The sequence below is a fragment of the Solwaraspora sp. WMMD791 genome (genome assembly GCF_029581195.1).
GTDB lineage: Bacteria > Actinomycetota > Actinomycetes > Mycobacteriales > Micromonosporaceae > Micromonospora_E.
This window is the reverse complement of sequence record NZ_CP120737.1, coordinates 5,072,958-5,095,529: the sequence shown is the minus strand read 5'-3', so window position 1 is coordinate 5,095,529 and position 22,572 is coordinate 5,072,958. Positions and strand designations below refer to the sequence as shown.

The following is a 22,572-nucleotide window of genomic DNA, read 5'->3' as shown; positions in this document are numbered from 1 at the left end:
CACCGTCGACCGGCCGGGTGCGGTCGGCCGGTCGGTGCCCGCCCCCAGCCGGACTGGCAGGTCTACAGTCGGGTTTCAGGCACGTGGCTGATTGCGCATGAACACCCGGGTCGCCTCGACCCGCGTCTTGACCTGCAGCTTGTTCAGGATGTTCGAGACGTGTACGCCCACGGTGCGCTCGCTGATGAACAACGCCTCGGCGGTGGCCCGGTTCGTCCGCCCCTCCGCCACCAGCTCCAGCACCTGCCGCTCCCGGTCGGTCAGCACCGCCAACTCGTCCGCCGTGCGCGGCGACAGCACCCGGCTGGTCCGCTCGGTCACCGACGACCGGCCGGTACGCTCGTTGCCCAGCGCGCGAGCGACCCGGTCGCCGACGCTGGGCGGGCTGGTCAACCCGGCCCGCAGGGTGACCGGCTCCGCACTGTCCACCTCGGGCATCGGCTCGGACTCCCCGGCGTGCAGGGCGATCCGGGCCCGCTTCGCCAGCGCCTGGATCTCCTCGGTGAACGGCCGGGCACCGAGCCGCCGGGCGGTCCGGTACGCCGACTGCAGCGCCCGGGTCGCCTCGGCGTTACGGGTACGGATCGCGTACAGCGCCTCCGCCTGCCGCAGCCGGGCGTAGGCCGCCGGGTACGGGTGGCTGCGCCGCTCCCACACCTGGGCGGCCCGGTCCCACAGCGCCGGATCGGACCGGCCGTCGATCCGGCTGATCTCCGCCGCGCAGAGCTCCCGGTAGCCGATCACCGCGTCCCGTACCGGGGCCGCGGTGTCAGTGGTGCTGCTGCGTTCCATCCGCTCGACCACCCCGACCAGCCGCTGCACGACCTTCGGGCAGGGCGGCGCGCCGGCCGACCGGGCCTCCGCCTCGGCCCGCAGCCCGTGCCAGACCAGCGGCGCCTGCAGCCAGACGTCGTCGGATCGGCTCTCCGCCAGGTCGATCCCCTGCCCGACCGCGTCCCGGGCCTCCCGGTGCCGGCCACGCCACATCGCCAGACCGGCCCGCAGCGTCAGCAACGGCAGCATGTACCGGACCCCGCCACCGGCGGCGAGCAGCGTCTCGATCGCTTCCAGGTCGGCCTCGGCACCGTCGAGCCGCCCGAAACCGACATGGATCCGGCACCGCGCGAGCAGCAGCTCGACCGCGTCCGCGCCGGACGGGCGGTGCCGCAGGGCGGCGGCGATCAGCTCCTCGGCCTCGGCCCACCGGCCCAGCCGGAACAGACCGTTCGCCGCGACCGACAGCAGCCGGGTGCCGTACGTGCGGGCCAACCCCACCCGTTCGGCCCGCTCGGCACCCTGCCGGGCGACCGCGACGCCGTCCTCCAGCTCGTTCAACGGGCCGCTGAGCAGCTCGGCGAGCTGCAGGTCGGCGACGGCGACGTCCTCCGGGCCGCCGAACGACTCGGCGGTACGCCGAGCCTCGCGGACCGCCTCCTTGCCGGCCGCCGGGTCGTTGAGGTACGCCTGGCTGTAGCCGAGGGTCACCCCCGCCAGCACCATCGCCGAGGCGGCGTCGGGCACCCCGGCAGCCAGGTCGAGGGCCTCACGGGCCCGCCGACCGGCGTCGGCGTACCGACACAGCTGCAGCAGCAGGTCGGCCGAGTGCGCGGCGGCGGCGACCCGTTCACTCGGGGCGACGTCGGCGGCGGCGAGCGTCCGGTCGTACTCGCGCTCGGCGGCGGCCAACTGCCCGACCGCCGTCAGGTACCGGGCCCGCAGCGTGTACAGCCAGGACGGCGGCGGCCCGAACAGGTTCGTCGCCAACTGCTCCAGCAACGCCAGCGCACGCTCGTGCTCCCCGCTGCGGTGCGCCGCCTCCGCCGCCCGGCGCCCCAGTGTGGTGACGTCGAACTCCATCAGCCAGGCGGGCGGCACCTGGTTGGCCAGGTCCACGGCGCTGGCCCAGTGCTCGAACGCCTCGGCGAAACCGTACAGCCGCTCGGCCTCCTCGGCCGCGGCCACCACCGCGGGCAACGCCCGCGTCGTCTCCCCGGCCTCCCGCCAGTGGTACGCCAAGCGGGCGTGCTGCAGGTCGCCGGAGGGTACGGCGGCGAGGGTCTCGGCGTACCGGCGGTGCCAGCGGACCCGCTCACCCGGCAGCAGCCGGGGTTGCAGCACCTCCCTGATCAACGGATAGCGGAACCGGTAGCCGTCCGGCTCGGACAGCAGCACCCGCTGACCGACCGCGTCCCGTACCGCCTGGAGCAACCGGTCCTCGGCCAGCTGCACCACCCCGGCCAGCAGGTCGTGCGCCACCGGCTCCACGCCCGCCGCGACGGCGTGGGCCACCAGCTGCGCGTCGGCCGGCAGCGCGTCCACGTGCGCCAGGGTGATCTCCCGCAGCGTCTCGGAGAGCCCGACCCGGCCGTCGCGGGCGTCGCGGGCCAGCTCCTCGGCCACGAACGGCACACCGCCGCTGCGCCGCCACACCGACTCGGCGAGGTCGGGATCGGGTTGGCCGCCGACCACCTCGGCCACCAGTTCGGCGGTCTCGGTCCGGTCCAACGGAGTCAGCTCCAGCACGTGCACCGCTCCGGAGCGAGCCCGGGAGCGGCGTAGTTCCAGCACCATCCGGCGGATCGGGTCGTCGGCCTGCAGCGTGTCGGAGCGGGCGGCGGCGAGCAGCAGCAGCCGTACGTCGCTCAACCCGGCGATCAGGTACAGCAGCAGGTGACGGGTGGTCAGGTCGGCCCACTGCAGATCGTCGACGGCAAGGACCAGGGTGCGGCCGGCGGCAACGCCACCCAGCCCGCGAGAGACCCGCTCCAGCACCGCACCGGCCCCGTCGGGGTCCCGGGCGTCGCCGTCGAGCACCGCGAGCAGGTCGCGGGCTGCGGCGCTGGCGACGGCACCGGATCGGCCCGGCTCCGGACGGTATCGCCGCAACGCCTGGCGCAGCGGATGCAATGGTGATGAGTCCCCAATGTCCAGACATGCGCCAGTAAGAACCAATGCACCGGCGGTCCGTAACCTGTCGCTGGCCGCGCTGAGCAGCCGCGTCTTGCCGATGCCGCTCTCGCCCATGACGAAGACCGCGGCCGTGTCCCCCCGTTCGACCCTACGTAGCGACTCGTGCAGCACCCGCAGCTGGTCCTGGCGCCCGACGAAGGGAACATCGTCGGCGCCCCAGGCCAGCGAGCTGGCTTCGCGTGACTGTGTCAATCCGATCACCGACATAAAGGGTGGGAGTATCTGACATACGTCGTTCTACAGATCCTAGGGCTGCGCCGTGCTGGGACCGTTTCAGCCATCCGTTCCATACGTCGGTCCGCACGGACCGGATCACGTCCACCTCGGAGCGGAACCGGAGCACCAGCACAGCGCAGGAGGCGATCATGAGGACGCTCCGTCGCAACCCCAGCCGTCGCGCCGGACTCGACACCGTGCGGGTCGTCGCCGATGCCCACCACTGTCCGTCCGGCGACCACCGGCACCCCACCGTCACGGGCCTGATCTGCCCGAGCTGCACTGCTTCGGACCGATCCACCCACCGCTACTGTGCCGACTGCGGTCGGCGACGTGTACCGCCGACCGGGTGGATCGGACCAACCGTGTGTACGCAGCGACGCACCGTCACCGTCCTCTTCGTCGACATGGTCGGCTTCACCAGGCTGTCCGCCCGGCTCGACCCTGAGGACGTCCGTCAGATACAGCTCCGGTACTTCCACGCGGTGCGGTCGGTCATCCACCGCCACGCCGGCATCGTGGAGAAGTACATCGGCGACGCGGTCATGGCCGTCTTCGGTGCCGGGAGCGAGCCCGGCGCCGGCCACCCGGGCGGCGCGGTCGACCGGTCCGACGGCGCGGGCCAGTCCGACGGCGCGGGCCAGTCCGATGGCGCGGGCCAGTCCGACGGCGCGGGCGAGGCCGCTTTCCGGGCGGTCCGGGCCGCCGCGGAGCTGGCCGAGGCGGTACGGCGTACCGAGTTCCCGCACGGCGTACGGCCAGCGCTGCGGGTCGGTGTGGCCACCGGCACCGCCGTCGTCGACCCGGATGAGGCGGTCGACGGCGGCGTCGGTTTCCTCACCGGTGACGTGATCAACATCGCGGCCCGGCTCCAGGCGCACACCGCACCCGGCACGGTGGCCGTCGCGCGGGACACCTACCGTTGTGTCCGGGCCCGGATGGCCTTCCGGCGGCTGGCCCCGATGTCGGTCGCCGGCCGGGACGAGCCCGTCGAGGTGTGGCAACCGCTGTGCGGGGCGCCGACCGGCACCCCGCACCCGGGCCGGACGGGTCACCCCGCCCGCGCCGACGGCTACTCAGACACCGGCGACCGAAGCGATCCAGCTCCGGCTGGCGGCAACCGATCCGTAGTTCTGGTAGGTCGAACCGTTGCCGGTCGAGCAGACGCCGACCTGCTGTCCGTTGTAGAACTGCGGGCCACCGGAATCACCCCGCCAGGCGACCCCGTTGACCCCGGTGCTGCGGATCGCCGGGCCGCCGTACGCGTCACTGGCGCCATTCGTGGTCGTCCGCACCGACGCGGTCTTGAGCTGCGGCGACGCATCGCAGGTGCTGCAGGTCCGGCCCCAGCCGAAAATCGTGTTCGTCGAGCCGACCGGCGGGTTGCTCGAGGCCAGCGTGACGTAGGTGGTGGAGATGGACGAGCTCAGGTAGAGCAGGCCGAGGTCGTAGCGGCTGTACGTGGCGCTGACCGAGCTGGTCGTGCCGCCGGAGGAACGGTAGACGCTGCCCACCCGTACGGACATCGTGCCGCCGATGCAGTGCCGCGCGGTCAGCACCCAGCGCGGCGCGATGATCGAGCCCGAGCAGGCGAACGAGCCGTTCTGGAACACGGCCGCCGCCCAGGGCGCCGAGGAAACCGTACTGCCGCCAATGATCGGCTCTGGCGCCGCAGCCGCTGCGGTCGGCGCGACGAATACACCGACGAGAGCTGTCGCGGCGATCGCCAAGGTGAGTCGGATACGCAAGTCTGGCTCCTTACCGAGGGGTGAACCCGGGTTTCCGGGTCGGCCGGGCCGAGGCGTCCTGCTGCGGGTCACACCGCAGGAACGCCTGAGGTGGGTGACACCCGGACGGGTGCCACGCCGATGTGCCGATCGCACACTGGTGAGGCCAGAGGCTAGGGGTAGCAGGTTTCACGAACAAGCACTCATGGCAATTATTTCTGATAGCGTGTGACGGATCCCAGACGTACACGGATAATATGATGCGCGCAATATGCATTGTCGTCGGTGATCAAAGGTGACCAGGTACACCGGCGCCACGGTCCGTCGGCCGTGATCCGCTGCCGGCATCCAGCGGGCCCCGCACCGCGCCGGCCGGCGGTGGCACCGCGCTGTGACCCGCCACACCCTTGGCCCTAGCGGGAATGCCCGACAGGTCGACCACCTTGTCACCGATGCTGCGTGGCAGTCCCGCAGCACCCGTACCCACCTGGGCCGGTCGGCCCGCACCGGCACGCGCGCGACGACGCGCCCTCGCGGAAGAGGCACCTTGACAATCCTCCCCGCCCTAACGGACTGGGGTTCCCTGGGTCGCCCCAGGGGGTTCCTGTTTCGCCGGCGGCCGCCCCGTCCGGACGTGCGTCCGTTGGGGTCTTACACCGCCTCCACAGGCAGTCACGGAAAGCCCCTCCGCGAGGATGTTGCGGGCCGCGTTGACGTCCCGGTCGTGGGTCCGCCCGCACCGGCAGGTCCACGACCGGACCGTCAACGGCATCCGGTCAGCGATGGCGCCGCAGGCGGAGCACCGTCGGGTCGACGGGAACCAGCGGTCGACTACCACCAGGTCCCGGCCGTACCAGTCCGCCTTGTACCCCAGCATGGTGCGGAACTGCCGCCAGGCCGCATCCGAGATGGCGCGGGCCAGACTGTGGTTGGCCATCATGTTGCGGACGGTCAGGTCCTCGATCACGATCGTTTGGTTTTCACGAACGAGCCGAGTGGTGAGTTTGTGCAGGTGGTCGCGGCGGCGGTCGGCGATCCGGGCATGAACCCGGGCCACCGCCAGTCGGGCTCTGGCCCGGTTCGCCGAACCTCGGGCCTTGCGCGCGAGGTTGCGCTGGGCGCGGGCCAGCCGATCGCGGTCGCGGTGTTCGTGCCTCGGGTTGGGGACCTTCTCCCCGGTGGAGAGGGTGAACAGGCTGTCGAGGCCGGCGTCGACCCCTACCGCACCCGACGCCGGTACGTGCTCGATCCGGTCGTCGCAGAGCAGGGAGACGAACCAGCGGCCCGCCGGGTCCTGCGACACCGTCACCGTCGACGGCACCGCACCCTGCCGCAGCGGCCGGGACCAGACGATGTCCAACGGTTCGGACATCTTCGCCAGGGTGAGCCGGCCGTCGCGCCACCGGAACGCGCTCGCGGTGTACTCCGCCGACCGGCGCGACCGTCTTTTCGACTTGAACGTCGGATACCCGGCGCGTTTCGCCCAGAAGTTGGTGAACGCGGTCTGCAGATGCCGCAGCGCCTGCTGCAGAGGGACGCAGGAGACGTCGTTGAGGAACGCGAGTTCGTCGGTCTTCTTCCACCCGGTCAGCATCGCCGACGTGGCGTGGTAGGTGACCCGTTCCCGACGCTGGGTCCACGCCTCGCTGCGGGCGGCCAGGGCCATGTCGTAGACCAGCCGGACACAACCGAACGTCCGGGCAAGCTCGCCGGCCTGCTCCGGGGTGGGGTGGAAGCGGTACTTGAACGCCCGCTTCACGGTCCTGGACACAGTCCACAGGCTAACAATCCCGTCATGAGCCCAGGGGGCGGCGTGTGGACGGACGCCGATCCGCCCTGGCGGCGGATCGGCTATCCCTGCCCCGCTCCGCAGGGGTTCCGTTCCTCCCCGGCCTGAAGACCGAAGTATCCACGGAAGGAATCCGATGACAGCGCTCGCCCAACGCCCGGACGCGCCGGCTCCCGCCACCGCGTCGACTCCTGCGGCGGGGCCGACCCCAGGTGAGCTATTCACCACGTGGCAACGGGTCCGACTGATCCTGGTGCTCGGCACGCTCATCGCGGTCGGCCCACTGACGATCGACATGTACCTGCCCGCGCTGCCGGCGATCGGTGACGACCTCCAGACGACCGCCGCCGGGGTCCAGTTGACCCTGACCGGCACCCTTGCCGGACTCGCCGTCGGGCAGCTGATCATCGGCCCGCTCTCCGACGTGTGGGGCCGGCGGCGACCGTTGCTCGCCGGAACCGCACTGCACGTACTCGCCTCACTGCTCTGTGTGATTGCACCGAACATCGCGGTACTTGGCGGCCTCCGGGTGGTGCAGGGCTTCGGCGCCGCAGCCGCCTCGGTGATCGCGATGGCCGTCGTCCGTGACCTGTTCACCGGCATCGCGTTCGCCCGGGTGTTGTCCCGGCTGCTGCTGGTAATGGGAGTGGCGCCGGTGCTCGCGCCCACGCTCGGCAGCGCTCTGCTGAACTGGACCCAGTGGCGCGGGGTGTTCGCCGCACTCGCCGTACTGGGGGTCGCACTGTTCGCGGTGACCATGTTCGGCCTGCCGGAGACGCTCCCGCCGCACCACCGTCGCCCGGCGCGGGTGCTGGACACCCTGCGCGTGTACGGCAGCCTGCTGCGCGACCGCGTCTTCGTCGGCCTCGTGCTGGTCGCCGGCTTCGCCATGGCGGCACTCTTCGCGTACGTCGCCGGCTCGTCCTTCGTGCTGCAGGACCAGTACGGGCTGGACGAGCAGCAGTTCGGCATCGCCTTCGGGGCCGGCGCGATCGGCATGATCACCGCGACCCAGCTGAACGTTCGGCTCCTGCGCCGCTACTCCCCGCAGCAGATCCTGCTGACCTCCCTGATCGCCGCTCTGACGTGCGGCATCGTGCTCCTCGGCTTCGCCGTCACGAACTTCGGCGGACTCGCCGGGGTGCTGATCCCGCTCTGGGCCGTGCTCGCCGCCACCGGCTTCGCCCTGCCGAACGCGCCGGCCCTGGCACTGGCCGGCCACGGCGAAGCCGCCGGCACTGCCTCCGCGCTACTCGGCGCCGTGCAGTTCGGGGTCGGCGCACTCGCCGCACCAGCCGTCGGCATGCTCGGCACCGGCAGCACCGCGATGGCGACAGTGATCACCGGCGGCATGCTGGCCGCAGTCATCGTGCTGGTGGTCGTCGTACGGCCCGGCCGGTTGCCGGTTCCGGACCGCAACGAGTCGATCCCACTGGGAGGGCACTGACCGAGCCTGGGTCGTACCACCCCTGGAGGTCGGGGTGATACGACCCAGGGCAGGGTGCTTTGCCCCGGCAGCGCCCCGCCCTGTATCCTCGGTCGGCGGTGGTCTGCAGCGGCCGCCGAGGAGACTTCGCCTAGTCTGGTCTATGGCGCCGCACTGCTAATGCGGTTGGGGTCTTACCGCCCCTCCCGGGTTCGAATCCCGGAGTCTCCGCGCTTCGGCAGGGTGTGTATGCTTGCCAGGCAGCCTGCGCCCGTAGCTCAACGGATAGAGCATCTGACTACGGATCAGAAGGTTAGGGGTTCGAGTCCCTTCGGGCGCGCAAGATCAACAGGGGTCTGACCTGCCGAGACGGCAGTCAGGCCCCTTCGCCTTTCCATCCCTTGTGGTCGGTTGGGTGCTCGTACGACGAGCGTGCCTCAGTGGGTGTTTGACAGGGGTGTCAGTCGGGCCAGTCGAAGGTCCGACGTCGCTGACGGCGAGAGGGTCCACCGCGAGTTAATCGACGCACCATCTGATTGATCGCCGCCCACCGGATCATCGCTTCCGACACCGCCGGGTGGCGTTCGTAGTCACGGGCCAGACGCCGACAGGCGGTCAACCAGGCCAACGTGCGCTCGACCACCCACCGCCGGCGGTGCACCTGAAACCCGCGCTGACCCGCCGGCGGACGCACGATCTCCACCGCCAGCCCCAACACCGAGTCACACCAGTCGACAAACCTGCCCGCGAACCCCTGGTCAGCGAAGACCAGACGCAGCGACGGCGTCGCCGCCATGGCCGCGACCAGCGCACCCCTGCCCCCGTCCCGGTCCTGCCACGACGCGGCGAGCACCCACACCGTGACCAGCAGACCCATCGTGTCGGTCACGATGAACCGCCTCCTGCCGTTGATCTTCTTCCCCGCGTCATAGCCACGGCTGTCCGACCCGACGGTGTCCGCACCCTTGACGCTCTGCGAGTCGATGATCCCCGCCGACGGCTGCGGATCCCGGCCCGCGTCGACCCGTAGCTCCTCCCGCAACACCCACACGATCCGTTCGGTGACCCCACGCCTCTCCCACTGCCTGAACTGCCAGTACACCGTCTGCCACGGCGGGAAGTCCGCCGGCAGCTGCCGCCACGACACACCACCGACGATCACGTAGAGGATCGCGTCCACGATGTCCCGACGCGGGTGCTTCGGCACCCGACCAGGCTCCTTGATCAACGGCAGTATCAGCTCGATGACCGCCCACTGCTCATCCGTCAGGTCCGAGGGGTACGCCCGTCGCCTTCCCATGCACGGACTACCGATCCATCGGCAACCATCAGTCGGACACGCCGTGCGACACCCTTGTCAAACACCCTCTCACGTCCTGCTCCGTCCGGTGCCGTACCACCCCCGCACGAGGACGTTTAGACAGCGAAGCTTCCCGCTGGCTAGCTAGTCCGAATACTGGAACGGCGGACTCCTCGAGTGGTGGATGCTCGCCCCAATCATCTTGAGGCCAGTTACGGTGGCTCCACTCTCGGGTCTGTCAAGTTTTCGGCCCTGGCTCACATCCGGTGGTGACGGAGCGTGCCGTTATCCGAGGAGGATGCGGTGGCGGAGGAGGGTGAAGCCTGCTCGTCCGTGCATTTGGCGTGCGATGCGTTTGGTCTTGGTGTTGACGCCTTCGGTGGGGCTGTTGCTGTAGGGCAGCGTGAGCGCGGCGTTCACGGCGTCGCGGTCGCGGTCCAGGCCCCGGGTGAAGGCGTGCAGGTGCGGCAGGTCGACGGTGCGGACCTGGTCGATCCAGCGGGAGAGCCGGTCGGTGTTTCCTGCGTGAGGGGTCAGGAGTACGGCGAAGCGCCCGACGGCGGCGGCGAGTTCGGTCATCTCGGGGCAGGCCGCGGTCAGCCGTGCCAGGAGGTCGCGGTGGTCGGGTGTGAGGGTGGCGGGTCGGGTGAGGATCATCCGGGCGAGCCGGCGTGGGGAGATGTGACTGCGGTCGGCGTCGGCGCGGCCCTGGTTGATGTACTTGTGCAGCAGGTTGAGGCAGCCGGTGAAGCCGAGGGCCTTGATCTGGTCGTAGAGGTGCGCGACGGGGACGGCGGGGTCCTCGGCCCGGCGGGTGCGCAGGTGCTCGCGGTAGGGGTCGACGAGGCTGGGCCGGTACTTGGGGACGCGGAGGATCCGTTCGGGTCGGTCGGCTCGGGCGTAGCGTTTGACGGTGTTGAGCGCCAGTTGGAGGCGGCGGGCGCATTCCAGCAGGCCCACGCCCTGGTCGAGCAGATGGTGGACCTGGTGCCAGCGGTGCAGGGTCGTCTGCGCGCGGGGTCCGTCATACACCGGTGCGTCCAGCACGGCGGCCCAGCAGGTGCTGTGCGCCTTCACTTCGCTGAGGGCGGCTTCGCACAGGTTGTGCCACAGGTGCCACCTGTCCGCGACCTGCACCGCGTCGGGCAGGGCGCGGCGGATGGCCTGGGCGTAGGTGGCGGAGCCGTCACGGCAGACGACCTCGATCCCGGGATGCTCGCGCAGCCAGGCTTCCAGGGTGTCGGCGGCGCGGTCGGGTAGTACGTCGATGCGGTCGTGGGTTTCGGCGTCGATGATGACGGTGGCGTAGCGGTGCCGCCGCCGTAGAGCGAAGTCGTCGACGCCGATCACCCGGGGCGTGCGTGCGGTGGGTAGCGGGATGCGCAGCAGGGCCCGCAGGGCCGTGTGGCGGGACAGCCCCATGGTGAGGGCCGCGAGTAGCCGTGCCCCTGCTCGGCCCGCCAGTTCGGTGACGACGGCCTTGACCTGCTGGGACAGCCGGTGTGTGCGTCGTTGGTAGCGCTCCAGGATTCCGGGGGTCTGCTCGCGGAAGGTCTGCTGGCAGCCGTGGGTGGGGCATACCAGGCGTCGCACCCGGACCCGGAGGACGACCTGCCGTCCGTCGACCGGCACGTCGGTGACGGTCCGTAGGTGGTATCCGTGCACCCGGCCCGACTGAACGCCGCACATCGGACAGACAGCGGTGCCGTGTGGAGTCCGTGCCCGCACCACGATCCGCTCGCCCTCGTCGACCACATCCTCGATGACCAGCGGGGAAAGACCCGAAAACACCGTCTGCGCAAGCGTGTTGGCGTCGATCACGCGGGTGTCAACGAGCCGGACGACCCTCCGTCACCACCGGATGTGAGACAGGGCCGTTGTTCTTACAGACCCTTTTCAGGAAGCGACGACACGGCGGCGCCTGTTCGCGGCCACAGCCCGCCAGGAACTCCGTCCTGTGATATCCCCACACCTGGCACCGCCGGGCACCACCCCAGACCACGTCACTCTAGACGTCTGGCCACAGTCGTCTTCATACCGTCATGGATTGTGCAGGTGCGTAGGGTGTCGCCCGATTCACGATTGGGTACTACCCCGGCATGAGGTGGGGCGGGGTACCCATTGCCCATGATCGCAATCGATCATGACTAAACGACAAGGTCGACGCGCGGGGACTCGCCGCGGATGCGCGGGTGCCCGACTTTGATTCGGCCGGGTACTCTGCCTTCCGAAGTCGGACACTCTACTGAAGATGGTGGTGTCGTGACCAGGAGAAGCCGACGGTCCCCGAAACGAGCTGGCCGTGCCCCGCGTCAGCCGACAGCGGCGAAGACCGCGACGCCGGCTACTCCGGTACGGCCGCCGGTCCCGACCACATTCGACTTGCCCGAGCATCGGAAGCCTTCCGAGCCGACGTCATCCGATAGCGGGTCGTGGATCCGCCGTAACCGTCGGGAGATCCTGGTGCTGGGTGGCGGCGCGCTGGCCGGAGCGGCGGCCAGTGTGGCCGCCGGTTGGTTGTTCGCGCCGGGCCAGGAGGTCCGCTCGCAGGAGGCGGTACGGGACGCTCAGGAACGGGAGGCCGCAGGTAGAGCGCCGGTCGTAGGTACGGCCGCCTATCGCCCCAGGGCAGACGACTCGCTCGGATGGGCCTTCGCGGAGCCGTTGTCGCCCGAACGCGAGAGGCTGCTGTTGGACAGCCGCGACGCCGACGGACCAGGCGACTGGGCTGCGGCGGCCGGCGGAGTCTACATCTGCGCCCTGGGCATTCCGGAGCTCGCAGGCGTCGGCTTCAACAGGATCCGGGTCGCCCTGCGCGGACAGCACATACGGCCGGTTCAGGTGGTCGACATCCGCGCCCGTGTGCACCGCTCAGGCCCGCCACTAGCCGGCGCGCTGGTCTTCCGGGGCGCCGAAGGCGGCGGACCGCCGATCGAGATCGGCTTCGACCTGGACGCTCCGAACCCGCCTGCGCGAATCCCGACCGACGACGGTCGACTCGGCGTGCCCTATCTCGACCGGAACGCGCTGACCATTGACCCGCAGGAGCTCGTGCCGCTGGACATCACCGCCCGCAGCGGCCGTCAACTCCACGAGTGGACCATCGAGTTGACGCTACTCGTCGACCAGAAGGAACAGACACTTTCCGTCGACTCCGGTAGCGGACCCTTCCGGACCAGCGCCTTCGCCGAACGGTACGAGTCTCGCTACTTCTACTCGGTTGAATGGCCCGGACACTGGCGCTCGCGCGGGCGTGGGGGCCTCCATGGGTAGGCGGCGCTGGCTGATCCGCAGTCTGGTCCTGGCCTGCGCGGTCGTCGCCGGCCTGGGCATCGGCCGGATGCTGGCCGACCCCCAACCGGCTCATCGGGCAGTCGGACCGCAGGAACCGGGTCCAGCGGCCAGATCCAACGGCGCGGATCCGACGTCCGGCACGGAACAGGCATCGGGCGACGTCGTCGTCACGGCGTCGATGACTGTCACCGACCCTGCCGTCGGTGCGCCGCTTATCGCTCCCCGCCAGTTGGCATCGCAGACCCCGCCAGCCACGGTCCGGGACTGCCGGACCTTCGCCGACTGGGCCTACTCCGCGGGCGCTGCCCGAACCGGCACGGTCCTACACACCCTGTCCATCCGGACCGGGCGCACCGCCCGGGTGGTGCTCGACCAACTCTGGGCGCAGCAACTGCCGGTCACGGCTCGGACCCGGCGTCCGACGGTCGAGGAGCAGTTGGTCCGGCTGCACTGCCGCACCGAGCCTGGTTCCCGCCCAGTCCAGCATGACGAGTCATACGACCTCGCGCCGGTGACCACCGTCGCCGCAGACCATGTACCGCCTGACAGTTCGTTCTACATGACATATGTCTTTGATCTCAACGCCGGCGGGGAGGCGACGCTCACGGTGCCCGTCGAACCGATCTACGGCCCATGGCAGTACGACTACGTGCTGCGTGGGGTGGTGCTGATTGACGGTGCACGGCACGAGTTCACGACAGGCGCCGGCGACGCGCCGTTCCGATGGAGTGAGGACCTGGCCGGCATGGGGTACATACCCGCTCAGCACTACTGGACCCTGCTGCCCACACCCCGGCTCGTTCGCTGCCCGGAAATCGTCCGGGACCCGGCAACCCGCCCCGCCCCCTCATGCGGGCCAGAATGAACGCCCCACGCCCGGTAACACCACCCGGGACCAGATCGGCCGCGAACCGCTTCTCCCCGTACCTGGTCATGATCGGCTGGCATGGTTCGGTGGTCCTTGCCTACTTCGTCATCCTCGACCAGCAATCCGGGCTGAGGGTGGCACATGGCAACTCGCCGTGCGAGGACATGGCCATCTTCGGGGTCTACGTCGGCGCACCGGCACTTCTCGGCACCCTACTGACTGGTCTGATCCTGCTACGGAGGCTCCTGGCAAGAAACCGGATCAGATCGTCGTTTGCGCTCGGCACCGCCGCCGCGTCGCCGATACTCCTGCTGGCGGCGGCGGTCGCTGGCCCTGTCCTGAGTTGAGAACCCCCAACCGGGAACGGACGGGAGCCAGACATCCGCCCCCGTGCCGTGCCGAGCCTCGTCGAAACGCTGCCGGTCCCCCCGGTCAGCCAGCCCCGCAGCGACGTCGGTGCGGACGGCAGACGACAGCAGTCCGAGTAGGTAACCACGGGCGCGCCGACGTGGCTCGACGCGCCCGAACTAGCCACTACCAGCGCAGACTTCGAACCTGAAAGTGCGGCTGGAGTACTAAAGGTACGGCTCTCCCCACGCTCCAGCATCTGGAGTGCGTCAGTCAGCTGGTCGCCCATGTGGCGTTTTCATCCTTCCCTCGCGTGGACCTCGACATGACGGTAACCAGCCCTCCCTTCGGGTCCGCGTAATCCGCTGCGAATGAGGCCGCTTCTCAGATCCCGGACAGGGACGGGACGCGTGGCCCAATCGGGTACTGCCGGTCCAAGGGCGAGATGGTGATCCATCGTAGGTCGGTGAATTCGGCAAGCGCAGCCTGGGAGCCGAACCGACCCCAGCCGCTTGCCTTGACGCCGCCGAATGGCATCTGCGGCTCGTCGTGAACGGAGGTGCCGTTGATGTGGCAGATCCCGGCTTCGATCCGACGGGCCACCTGCAAGGCGTTGGCGACGTCGCGGCTGAACACCGCGCTGGCCAGGCCGAGCTCGGTGTCGTTGGCGACTCGGACGGCCTCGTCGACGCCATCCACCTCGATCACCGCGGCGACTGGCCCGAACGACTCCTCATGGTAGATCCGCATCTTCGGGGTCACTCCACGCAGTACGGTCGGTGGATAGAACAATCCGTCGGCCTTGCCTCCGATGAGCACCTCGGCGCCATTGTCCTGGGCGTCGGTGACGAGCGACGCGACGTGGTCGACGGAATGCTGGTTCACCAGTGGGCCGAGTTCGGTCGACGGTTGAAGCGGATCGCCCTTGGCCAGCCTGCCTGCGTTGACCACCAACTCGTCGAGGAAGTCGTCGGCGACCGTGCGGTCCACCACGATTCGCTCGGTCGACATGCAGATCTGACCCTGGTTCATGAAGGAGCCGGCGATGGCGGCGCGGACCGCTGCGGGGATGTCCGCGTCGGCCAGCACCAGCATCGGTGCCTTGCCGCCGAGTTCGAGGACGGTGCGCTTCAGGTGCCGGCCGGCCTTCTCACCGATGATCCGCCCGACTGAGGTCGAACCGGTGAAGTTGATGCAGCGGGTCTGCGGGTGGCAGATCAACTCGTCGACAACCTCCGCCGCGTCGGCCGGGGCGTTCGTGATCACGTTGATCGCGCCGGGCGGCATACCAGCGTCGTGCAGGGCGGCGGCGATCGCCACGTGGGTCGCCGGGGCCTCCTCGCTCGCTTTGAGCACCACCGTGTTGCCGTATGCGAGCGGAAGCGCGACGGCTCGCACACCCAGGATGAGCGGCGCGTTCCACGGGGCAAGGCCGACGACAACCCCTACCGGCTGGCGGACGCCGAGCGCGGTCATGCCGGGCACGTCGGAGGGGATGACGTCGCCGACGATGTCGTACGTCGCCGCGGCCGCCCCGATGAGCATGTCCGTGGCGAGCTTCAGGTTGAATCGGCACCAGCTGAGCACCGCGCCGGTCTCCTGGCACATGGTCCCGACGATCTCCTCGCCGCGTTCGGTGAGCAGACCCGCAGCGCGCTGTAGTACCTCGCGCCGCTGCCCCGGCGACCAGGTTCCCCAGGTGGCCTTGGCGGCGGCCGCCGCATCAACGGCAGCCGTCGCGTCGGCACGGCCGGCGGCTGCAACCTCCCACAGCGGCTCATCATCTACATTGTGTACCTTTGTGGTTCTTCGCCCTGCTTGAGCAGGTGTCCACGTCCCACCGATCAACAGATCGACGGTACGGATAGCGTCCGGCATGGCGACGCGGTCTCCCTCCAGTCGCGCGACACGACCTGTCGCTGCCACGGCGCGACTCGACCACCAGCACAGCCGCAACACCGAAGTCCGACCTGATGTCCAGAGTGACCGAGTTGCACCATTTCCAGCAGCATACTGGTGAAGGCGGAGGTCGGCCTGCTCTTTCGAACGGAACCCTCACAACGGCAGCCACCACCGCTAGACGGCGGCTGCGACGGCGAAACCAACATCGCCCAGGCACCCTGCCCGCCCCCACGGCCTCATCACCACCGTGACCGGCGGCTGCCCAGCTATGCGACAACCTTTGCGTCAGGAATGTTGGGACGCGTCAGGCTCCTTGCCCAACCGTAGACCCGTCCGGTGATGCTCCCACCGCCCTTGCGTTTCTGCTGGACGACGAGGTAGAGGACCTTCATCGCGGCCTGCTCGGTCGAGAAATTCCCGCGTCGGCGTGAGGAGCCCGCCCGGTTTGACCAACGAGACTCCGTCGGCCTTGGCCCGCCCGACCAGCCGCTGGGCGAACTCCCGCTCCGCTGTCGTCGGCTCCGAAAGCTGGACCTGGTTCTTCTTGTCTGCCATGACGTGGTCCTTCTGGATGGGATCGACGTCGTCCTGCCCAACGGACCACACCCAGGTCAAACACGGAAGTCGCCATATTCCCGTAGCCGGAGTAGTGCGAGGGTGCTGGTCACGCCGAGGTGGGCCAGTCGAAACAGCACCTCCCATGGTCGCGCAGTGCCCAAGGTAGACGGGCCATCACGGTCCAGCCGAGACGTTCCACGTCTCACCGGAGCTTCCACCTCGATGATCAAGACTGCTGTGACCAGGATGGATGGGTTCTCGGCACCCGCAACTTCTCGGCACCCTACTGACTGGTCTGATCCTGCTACGGAGACTCCTGGCAAGAAACCGGATCAGATCGTCGTTTGCGCTCGGCACCGCCGCCGCGTCGCCGACACTCCTGCTGGCGGCGGTCGCTGGCCCTGTGCTGAGTTGACAACCCCAACCGGGAACGGACGGGAGCCAGACATCCGCCCCCGTGCCGTGCCGAGCCTCGTCGAAACGCTGCCGGTCCCCCCGGTCAGCCAGCCCCGCAGCGACGTCGGTGCGGACGGCAGACCATACCGGTGCCGAGCAGCATCAGTCGCCCAGTGCGAAGGCTGCGGCGGCGTCCTCGTTGCGCCGGGCGTGGAGAAAGCCAGCGGAGAAGTACCGCGCCTGGCGGTCCGGCGGGTAGTGGTCTGGGATGAACACCTCGGCAGCCAGCCGGATCGCCTCGGCGAAACGACCGAGACGGATCTCGGACTGGACGGCGCTGATGCCCACCTCTGGCACCCCGAGGTGATCATCCCGTACCGCAAACCCACCGACGGCAGGGAACCGCCCGACTGGAAGACCACCCTGAACAAGCATCACCGCACTGTCCGGGCCCAGGTCGAACACGCCCTGGCCCACATGAAGACCTTCAAGATCCTGCGCGACTACCGCCGCGCCGCCCGCACATTGACCGACACCGCTTCCGGCGTCGCCCACCTCCACAAACGTCATCCTGGCGGGATGACGCCGACACGTTGACCGGCAACGCCATCATCGAGTTACGAGACAACCTCTAGAGGTGCTGGGTACCCGCCCCCGGTTGGCGCGGTGCTGTTCGACCACGAACATGTGGTCGCCCAACACGAACTTGCCGCGCCGGCGACGATCAACGCTGGACCGCCGTCCCCGGTGACTTCGGGAAGGTGCTGGCCGGCGGGGACCTCTACTCGCTGCGGTACATCCTGCATGACTGGGACGACGAGCGGTGTGTCCGCATCCTGGGCGACTGCCGGCAGGCGATGAATCCGGGCGGCCGCGTGGTGGCGCTGGACACGGTCTTACCCGAAGGCGATGCCGCGCATCCCGGCAGGTACATCGACCTGGTCATCCTGGCCTCGTTCACGGGGTAGGGAGAGAACCAGGACGGAATTCGCCGAACTGTTCGAAGCGGCCGGCCTTCGCCTGACCCGGGTCGTTTCGAAACCGGAGCCAGGGTGGCTATCGATCGTTGAGGGCCAGCCGCGCTGAGACGACCGGCCTGGCTCCCTCGGCGTCGAGCTGTTCGATCGCACGCCACTGCAGACGACCTCGGTCAGGTGCCCGGCTGGACGAACTCGGGCTGGTCGAGCAGGCGCAACCAGCTGCCGTCCGGTTGCCGCCGGACGACCTGGGCGCGCGCCCCGGCTCCGTCCTTCGGCGGCGTCGAGGTGAGCGCGATGTCTCCGCTGACCAACGTCGGCAGCGGCTCCTCGGGCTCAAAGTGCGGCCGGTTGGCCAGCACCTTCTCCCACAGCTCCCGGATCGCCTCACGGCCAACCGTACGACCGCCGGGAGGATAAGCCATCACGGCGTCCTCCTCGTACAGCGCGGCGACGCCGGCCGCGTCACCCGCGTTGGATCGCTCGACGAAGAGCCGCGTGATGTCCTCGGGCCGCATCGCCTTCTCGTACTCCGACATGACCTCTCCTCACTTTTCACGCCCGACATCTTCATGTTACCGGTATCCGGGCCAACTCCGACCTTTTCCAGAATAGCGCCAAATCCCGCCGTACCACAAGCGCGGCGCCGATGGAACAGGCACTACCCGAGGCGCTATAACCATTGGTTCTAAGCTCCAGTGCTGATCGCTCTTGGACATTTCAGTCTTGTCTGCCGAGAATTAGACTCGCGGGCCGTGCTGTGGCCGAACTCTTGTAGGCAATCCCTGGGAGACTCTCGGATGAGCTTCGATGATCGATTGGCGGAACTACTGACAGGGCTCGACGGCTCGGTCCTGCGGCCTGGTATGGACGGCTACGACGATGAGGTGACCGGGTTCCAGACCGGGCTGCGCCACCAGTCGGCGATCGTTGTGCGAGCGCGTGGGGCCACCGATGTCTGCGCCGCCGTGCGCGCTGCCGCGGCACTGGATCTGCCGGTCGCCGTGCAGGCCACCGGCCACGGCCTGACTGTTCCGGATGAGGGCGGCGTGCTGGTCTCCACCCGGCGGATGGACGCCGTCGAGGTCGATCCGGAGTCTGGGTTGGCGCGGATCGGCCCGGGTGCCCGCTGGGACCAAGTGGTTGCAGCGGCAGAGCCGCATGGGTTGGTGCCGCCGAGCGGTTCGGCCGGTCACGTCGGGGTCGCGGGCTACACCCTAGCCGGCGGGATTGGGCTGCTCGCGCGTGAGTTCGGCTACGCTGCCGACCACGTACGCGCGCTTGATGTGGTCACGGCGGACGGTGAGCTACGCCGGGTGGACGCGGAGGACGTCGACCTGTTCTGGGCCATTCGGGGCGGGCGAGACAACTTCGGCGTGGTGACCAGGATCGAGATCGCGCTCGCGCCGGTCGGCTCGATCTACGGCGGTGGAATCTACTTCGACTCCGTACACGCCGAGGCCCTGCTGAGCTTCTTTCACAGCTGGACGACGCGGGTGCCCGAGACGATCACCGCCTCGCTGGGCATGATCGGCTACCCGGACCTGCCGGCCTTCCCCGAACCCTTGCGCGGGCGGCACGTCGTGCACGTCAGGTTCGCCACGACCGACCTGGCTGGCGGGGCGGAGTTGGTCCGGCCGTGGCTCGACGTGGCACCGCCCATCGTCGAGCACCTCGGCGAGTTGCCCTACCGGAAGGCGGGATCTGTCTATCGTGAGCCGAACTTCCCGCACGCCTATGACGGCAACAGCGTCCTCTTGGAGGATCTCGATCCGCAGGACCTGCTGGCAGTGCGGGAGCTGGTGGGGCCCGCCGCCGAGGTGCCGTGCATCGTCGACCTACGGCACCTTGGCGGCGCGCTTGCTCGGCAGCCCGCCGTCCCCAACGCGGTGTCGTTCCGCTCGGCGCAATACATCCTGCGCGTGCTCTCCCCGCTCGATGGTGCGGATGCGACGCGGGTCCGCGAGCTGCACGAGCACCTCTTCGAGCGGGTTGCGCCCCGGACGCTGGGCCGTTCGCTCAACTTCATCTACGGCCGACGGAATCCGACCGATCTCCGCTCTGAGCTGTACGAGCCGGACATCCTGCACCGTCTGGTCGCTCTCAAGAAGGTCCACGACCCCGCCAACATCTTCCGCCGCAATCAGAACCTGGAGCTGGCATGAGCGCGGCCGCGCGCCCTGCCATCTGCAGGACGAATCCTTGGGCCGCTCTTTCGGCGCTCTGCATCGGGTTTTTCTTGATCATGATGGACATCACCATCGTGAACGTGGCCATTCCCGATATGCTCATCGACCTGTCGGCCGGTCTACACGAGATTGTCTGGGTCAACAGCACGTATCTGCTCGCGTATGCGGTCCCGTTGCTCTTTGCCGGCAGGCTGGGTGACCGACTCGGGCGCAAGCCGGTCTTCCTGGCCGGCATGGTGGTTTTCACTAGCGCGTCGCTCTTCTGCGGGCTGGCCAATAGCGCCACGGAGCTGATCGCCGCCCGCACCGTTCAGGGCCTCGGCGCCGCGCTGATGGCACCGCAGACGATGGCGTTCATCGGCACGTTGTTTCCCGAGAACCGACGGGGTGCTGCGCTCGGCGCGTGGGGCGCGGTGGCCGGGCTGGCGAGCATCGTGGGGCCGCTCGCTGGGGGTTTCCTGGTCGCTGCAGGCGGCTGGCAGTGGATCTTTCTGATCAACTTGCCCATTGGGCTGCTCGGGGTGGTGCTGACGGTCCTGCTAGTGCCTGGTGGGCAGCCGCGCCGCCAGCGGCGGTTCGACCTCGTCGGCACCTTGCTCTCCGCTCTGGGTCTCTTCTCGCTGGTATTCGGGTTGCAGAACGGCGATCGCTACGGCTGGGGGCGGGTCTTCGGCCCAGTCACGATCACCGGCCTGATCGTCGTCGGGGTGCTGCTGTTGGCGGTCTTCGCCTGGTGGCAGCGGGCCGGTTCGAACGACCCGCTCATGCCGCTGACGGTCTTCCGGCGGCGCAACTTCAGCGGTGCCTCGATCGCGGCGGTCTCGATCGCGTTCGCATTGACCGGGATGTACCTTCCGCTGTCCCTCTTCCTCCAGTCCGTGCTCGGGATGTCCGCCCGGGACACCGGGCTGACCCTGGTGGCGATGGCGGTCTCCGGGATCGTCGCGGGTCCGATCGCCGGGGTGCTCTCCGACCGGATCAGCGGCCGCTGGGTGGTGCTGACCTCATTTCTGCTCTTCGCCACGGGGATCGGGATCCTGGCCGCAGCCTCCCGGCCGGGCGTGAGCCTGTCGTGGGTGGTGCTTGGTCTCTTCGTGGCGGGTCTAGGCACCGGCGGTGGCTTCTCCGCCATGGCGAACGTCGCCATGAGCGGCATGCCCGGCCCGCTGATGGGGGTCGCCTCCGGCACGTACAACACGGTCCGCCAGGTCGGTAGCGTTCTGGGCAGCGCTGCAGTTGGCGTTCTGTTGCAGGCCCAGCTCACAGGTACGGCGGAGCCGGCCGGGGTGTTCGGAGCCGGAGACGGACTGCCGCCGCAGGACCTCGCGGACGCCGCTGCCGCCGCGTTCTACCTACTACTCGCGGTGCTGCTGGTCGGCGCCGTGGCGTGTCTTCTGATGACCGCGCGGCCAGCCGAGCCCCCCGGCTCTCCGGCACAGACCGCCGAAGAGCCGGTTCCGGCCGAGGGCTGATCCCTCTGCCTGACGGTGGGAGGGCACTCCGCCGTGCGGGGTGGGGGCCGAGGCGGCGGCCAGAGGTCAGGCAGGGGCCGCGAGGGCGACCGGGTTGCCATCCGGGTCACCGACCTGGGCTACCCGTTCACCCCAGGGCGTGTCCGCCGGTTCGCGCAGTACCGGCACGCCCCGCGCACGCAACTCGTCAACCAGTTCGTCGACCGCGTCGACGAAGACGAACATTTCGACAGGACCAGAACCTGCCCGTCGCGCCGTACCGTCGGTTGCGGCGACGCCCACCTCGGCCGCGTCCCGGCGCAAAGCCACGAAGCGTACGGGACCCGCCGGAGGATGTTGGATGTGCCTGACGAATCCGAGCAACTCGTAGAAGGCCGCCAGCGCCGACACTTGGTCGGTGTAGATGACCGGGAACGCGCGACGGCCCACGCCCCTCGCGTTCACGCCTCGACCCGCTCGGCCCGGATTAGCCACACCGGCAGGCGGGTCCGGCCCCGCTGGTCGAGCTTCGGATGTCGGCCGAGCCGCTCGAAGAACGTCTGCATAGGCGCGGCCAGCCCGGCGTACTCGGCACGGGACATGTGCACGACCCGCCAGCCCCCTGCGGTCAGCCCTGTCCGCACGTCCGCCTCGGTGACCGCGAGTGGGGCCGGCATCCCTCCGGGTACGTCTGCGAAGCAAAGCATGTTCAGGTGAGCGCCGGCCCGGGTCGCCCGGTGCAGGGCGATGAGGTATCGAGAACGGTCCTCGGCGGTGAGGGTGTGGTAGAAGGCGCTGTCCAGCGCCGTGTCGAAGCCGCCCTCGTACCCGGCCAGGTGCGTCGCGTCGGCAATCGCGAACTCAACCGGTCGATCACCGGCACGGCGGCGTGCCTCCTCGATTGCGCTCGGGGCGGCGTCCACGGCGGTCGTCTCATATCCGCGCCCTGCCAGGAAGATCGCGTTGTCACCGAGTCCGCACCCGACATCCAGCACCCGGCCGCGGAACCATCCAGCGCGCTCCATTTCGATCACCGCCGACTGTGCCTCGGCGATGTCCCAGGGCACGCGGGTGATGCCCGCCCCGGGCAGCAGGTCTTGGCCACGGTATGCGGCGTCGAAGTCGGCCGATTGGAAGTCGTAGCCAGCCATTTCTTCTCCT

Annotated in this window: 17 protein-coding genes, 2 tRNA genes and 2 pseudogenes; 10 read left to right on the top strand and 11 right to left on the bottom strand. The window is 69.2% G+C overall.

What is annotated here, in order from left to right; translation table 11 throughout:
• Positions 1-75: 75 nt before the first annotated feature.
• From O7623_RS22680 to O7623_RS22665, 4 genes are all read right to left on the bottom strand, one after another.
• A complete protein-coding gene (locus tag O7623_RS22680) occupies positions 76-3,171 on the bottom strand; it encodes a LuxR family transcriptional regulator (protein WP_282225025.1) in 3,096 nt (1,031 codons plus the stop codon).
• A complete protein-coding gene (locus tag O7623_RS22675; RefSeq protein ID WP_282225024.1) occupies positions 3,168-4,067 on the bottom strand; it encodes a hypothetical protein in 900 nt (299 codons plus the stop codon). Before O7623_RS22675 ends, O7623_RS22680 begins: the two co-directional genes overlap by 4 nt.
• 195 nt (positions 4,068-4,262) lie before the next feature.
• On the bottom strand, positions 4,263-4,934 hold the full coding sequence (locus O7623_RS22670; RefSeq protein WP_282225023.1) for a trypsin-like serine protease: 672 nt from the start codon (positions 4,932-4,934) through the stop codon (positions 4,263-4,265).
• 544 nt (positions 4,935-5,478) lie between these two features.
• A complete protein-coding gene (locus tag O7623_RS22665; protein ID WP_282225022.1) occupies positions 5,479-6,684 on the bottom strand; it encodes a transposase in 1,206 nt (401 codons plus the stop codon).
• A gap of 154 nt (positions 6,685-6,838) precedes the next feature.
• On the opposite strand from O7623_RS22665, the gene O7623_RS22660 reads away from it, so the two are divergent.
• From O7623_RS22660 to O7623_RS22650, 3 genes are all read left to right on the top strand, one after another.
• Entirely contained in the window at positions 6,839-8,149 is a 1,311-nt protein-coding gene (locus tag O7623_RS22660; RefSeq protein ID WP_282225021.1) for a multidrug effflux MFS transporter, read from the top strand.
• A 119-nt stretch (positions 8,150-8,268) separates the two neighbouring features.
• Positions 8,269-8,359 (top strand) — tRNA-Ser (locus tag O7623_RS22655).
• A gap of 36 nt (positions 8,360-8,395) precedes the next feature.
• Positions 8,396-8,468 (top strand) — tRNA-Arg (locus tag O7623_RS22650).
• Between the two features lie 120 nt (positions 8,469-8,588).
• Here the strand turns inward: O7623_RS22650 and O7623_RS22645 are convergent.
• Together O7623_RS22645 and O7623_RS22640 are read right to left on the bottom strand one after the other, a co-directional pair.
• Positions 8,589-9,428 carry an IS5 family transposase gene (locus tag O7623_RS22645; RefSeq protein WP_282225020.1) on the bottom strand — a complete coding sequence of 280 codons (840 nt, stop codon included), beginning with the start codon at positions 9,426-9,428 and terminating at the stop codon, positions 8,589-8,591.
• A 285-nt stretch (positions 9,429-9,713) separates the two neighbouring features.
• Entirely contained in the window at positions 9,714-11,219 is a 1,506-nt protein-coding gene (locus tag O7623_RS22640; RefSeq protein WP_282229514.1) for an ISL3 family transposase, read from the bottom strand.
• A 672-nt stretch (positions 11,220-11,891) separates the two neighbouring features.
• Between O7623_RS22640 and O7623_RS22635 the strand changes: the two genes are divergently transcribed.
• The 3 genes from O7623_RS22635 to O7623_RS22625 all read left to right on the top strand — a co-directional run bounded on the left by O7623_RS22635 (position 11,892) and on the right by O7623_RS22625 (position 13,937).
• Positions 11,892-12,701 carry a hypothetical protein gene (locus O7623_RS22635; RefSeq protein WP_282225019.1) on the top strand — a complete coding sequence of 270 codons (810 nt, stop codon included), beginning with the start codon at positions 11,892-11,894 and terminating at the stop codon, positions 12,699-12,701.
• On the top strand, positions 12,694-13,587 hold the full coding sequence (locus O7623_RS22630) for a hypothetical protein (protein WP_282225018.1): 894 nt from the start codon (positions 12,694-12,696) through the stop codon (positions 13,585-13,587). Before O7623_RS22635 ends, O7623_RS22630 begins: the two co-directional genes overlap by 8 nt.
• A 68-nt stretch (positions 13,588-13,655) precedes the next feature.
• Positions 13,656-13,937 carry a hypothetical protein gene (locus tag O7623_RS22625; protein WP_282225017.1) on the top strand — a complete coding sequence of 94 codons (282 nt, stop codon included), beginning with the start codon at positions 13,656-13,658 and terminating at the stop codon, positions 13,935-13,937.
• Between the two features lie 385 nt (positions 13,938-14,322).
• Here O7623_RS22625 and O7623_RS22620 read toward each other — a convergent pair whose 3' ends face one another.
• Both O7623_RS22620 and O7623_RS22615 read right to left on the bottom strand, forming a co-directional pair.
• Positions 14,323-15,894 carry an aldehyde dehydrogenase gene (locus O7623_RS22620; protein ID WP_282225016.1) on the bottom strand — a complete coding sequence of 524 codons (1,572 nt, stop codon included), beginning with the start codon at positions 15,892-15,894 and terminating at the stop codon, positions 14,323-14,325.
• A 1,062-nt stretch (positions 15,895-16,956) separates the two neighbouring features.
• A complete protein-coding gene (locus tag O7623_RS22615) occupies positions 16,957-17,142 on the bottom strand; it encodes a hypothetical protein (protein ID WP_282225015.1) in 186 nt (61 codons plus the stop codon).
• A gap of 15 nt (positions 17,143-17,157) precedes the next feature.
• Here O7623_RS22615 and O7623_RS22610 point away from each other — a divergent pair.
• Positions 17,158-17,391: pseudogene (locus O7623_RS22610) on the top strand (hypothetical protein); the annotation flags it as partial.
• Between the two features lie 125 nt (positions 17,392-17,516).
• Positions 17,517-17,762 (top strand): annotated as a pseudogene (locus O7623_RS22605) (methyltransferase); the annotation flags it as partial.
• Positions 17,763-17,944: 182 nt separating this feature from the next.
• Here O7623_RS22605 and O7623_RS22600 read toward each other — a convergent pair.
• Entirely contained in the window at positions 17,945-18,289 is a 345-nt protein-coding gene (locus tag O7623_RS22600; protein WP_282229511.1) for a nuclear transport factor 2 family protein, read from the bottom strand.
• A gap of 282 nt (positions 18,290-18,571) precedes the next feature.
• On the opposite strand from O7623_RS22600, the gene O7623_RS22595 reads away from it, so the two are divergent.
• Complete coding sequence (locus O7623_RS22595) at positions 18,572-19,936, top strand: FAD-binding oxidoreductase (protein WP_282225014.1); 1,365 nt, start codon at positions 18,572-18,574, stop codon at positions 19,934-19,936.
• Positions 19,933-21,432: a DHA2 family efflux MFS transporter permease subunit gene (locus O7623_RS22590; protein ID WP_282225013.1), complete on the top strand. Its 1,500-nt coding sequence runs from the start codon at positions 19,933-19,935 to the stop codon at positions 21,430-21,432. The genes O7623_RS22595 and O7623_RS22590 overlap by 4 nt, the downstream gene beginning before the upstream one ends.
• Positions 21,433-21,498: 66 nt before the next feature.
• On the opposite strand, the gene O7623_RS22585 is transcribed toward O7623_RS22590, so the two are convergent.
• Both O7623_RS22585 and O7623_RS22580 read right to left on the bottom strand, forming a co-directional pair.
• Positions 21,499-21,876 (bottom strand): VOC family protein, encoded by a 378-nt coding sequence (locus O7623_RS22585; RefSeq protein WP_282225012.1) that lies wholly within the window; start codon positions 21,874-21,876, stop codon positions 21,499-21,501.
• The gene (locus O7623_RS22580) at positions 21,873-22,562 is read right to left on the bottom strand and encodes a class I SAM-dependent methyltransferase (protein ID WP_282225011.1); all 690 of its coding nucleotides are present in this window, start codon (positions 22,560-22,562) and stop codon (positions 21,873-21,875) included. Before O7623_RS22580 ends, O7623_RS22585 begins: the two co-directional genes overlap by 4 nt.
• Positions 22,563-22,572 lie beyond the last annotated feature (10 nt).

What these genes read in the sequence shown, in the direction of transcription:
- O7623_RS22660 (WP_282225021.1), top strand. Translation starts at nt 6,839, where the DNA reads ATGACAGCGCTCGCCCAACGCCCGGACGCGCCGGCTCCCGCCACCGCG.
- O7623_RS22645 (WP_282225020.1), bottom strand. Translation starts at nt 9,428, where the DNA reads ATGGGAAGGCGACGGGCGTACCCCTCGGACCTGACGGATGAGCAGTGG.
- O7623_RS22630 (WP_282225018.1), top strand. Translation starts at nt 12,694, where the DNA reads ATGGGTAGGCGGCGCTGGCTGATCCGCAGTCTGGTCCTGGCCTGCGCG.
- O7623_RS22625 (WP_282225017.1), top strand. Translation starts at nt 13,656, where the DNA reads ATGATCGGCTGGCATGGTTCGGTGGTCCTTGCCTACTTCGTCATCCTC.
- O7623_RS22600 (WP_282229511.1), bottom strand. Translation starts at nt 18,289, where the DNA reads ATGCGGCCCGAGGACATCACGCGGCTCTTCGTCGAGCGATCCAACGCG.
- O7623_RS22595 (WP_282225014.1), top strand. Translation starts at nt 18,572, where the DNA reads ATGAGCTTCGATGATCGATTGGCGGAACTACTGACAGGGCTCGACGGC.
- O7623_RS22590 (WP_282225013.1), top strand. Translation starts at nt 19,933, where the DNA reads ATGAGCGCGGCCGCGCGCCCTGCCATCTGCAGGACGAATCCTTGGGCC.
- O7623_RS22580 (WP_282225011.1), bottom strand. Translation starts at nt 22,562, where the DNA reads ATGGCTGGCTACGACTTCCAATCGGCCGACTTCGACGCCGCATACCGT.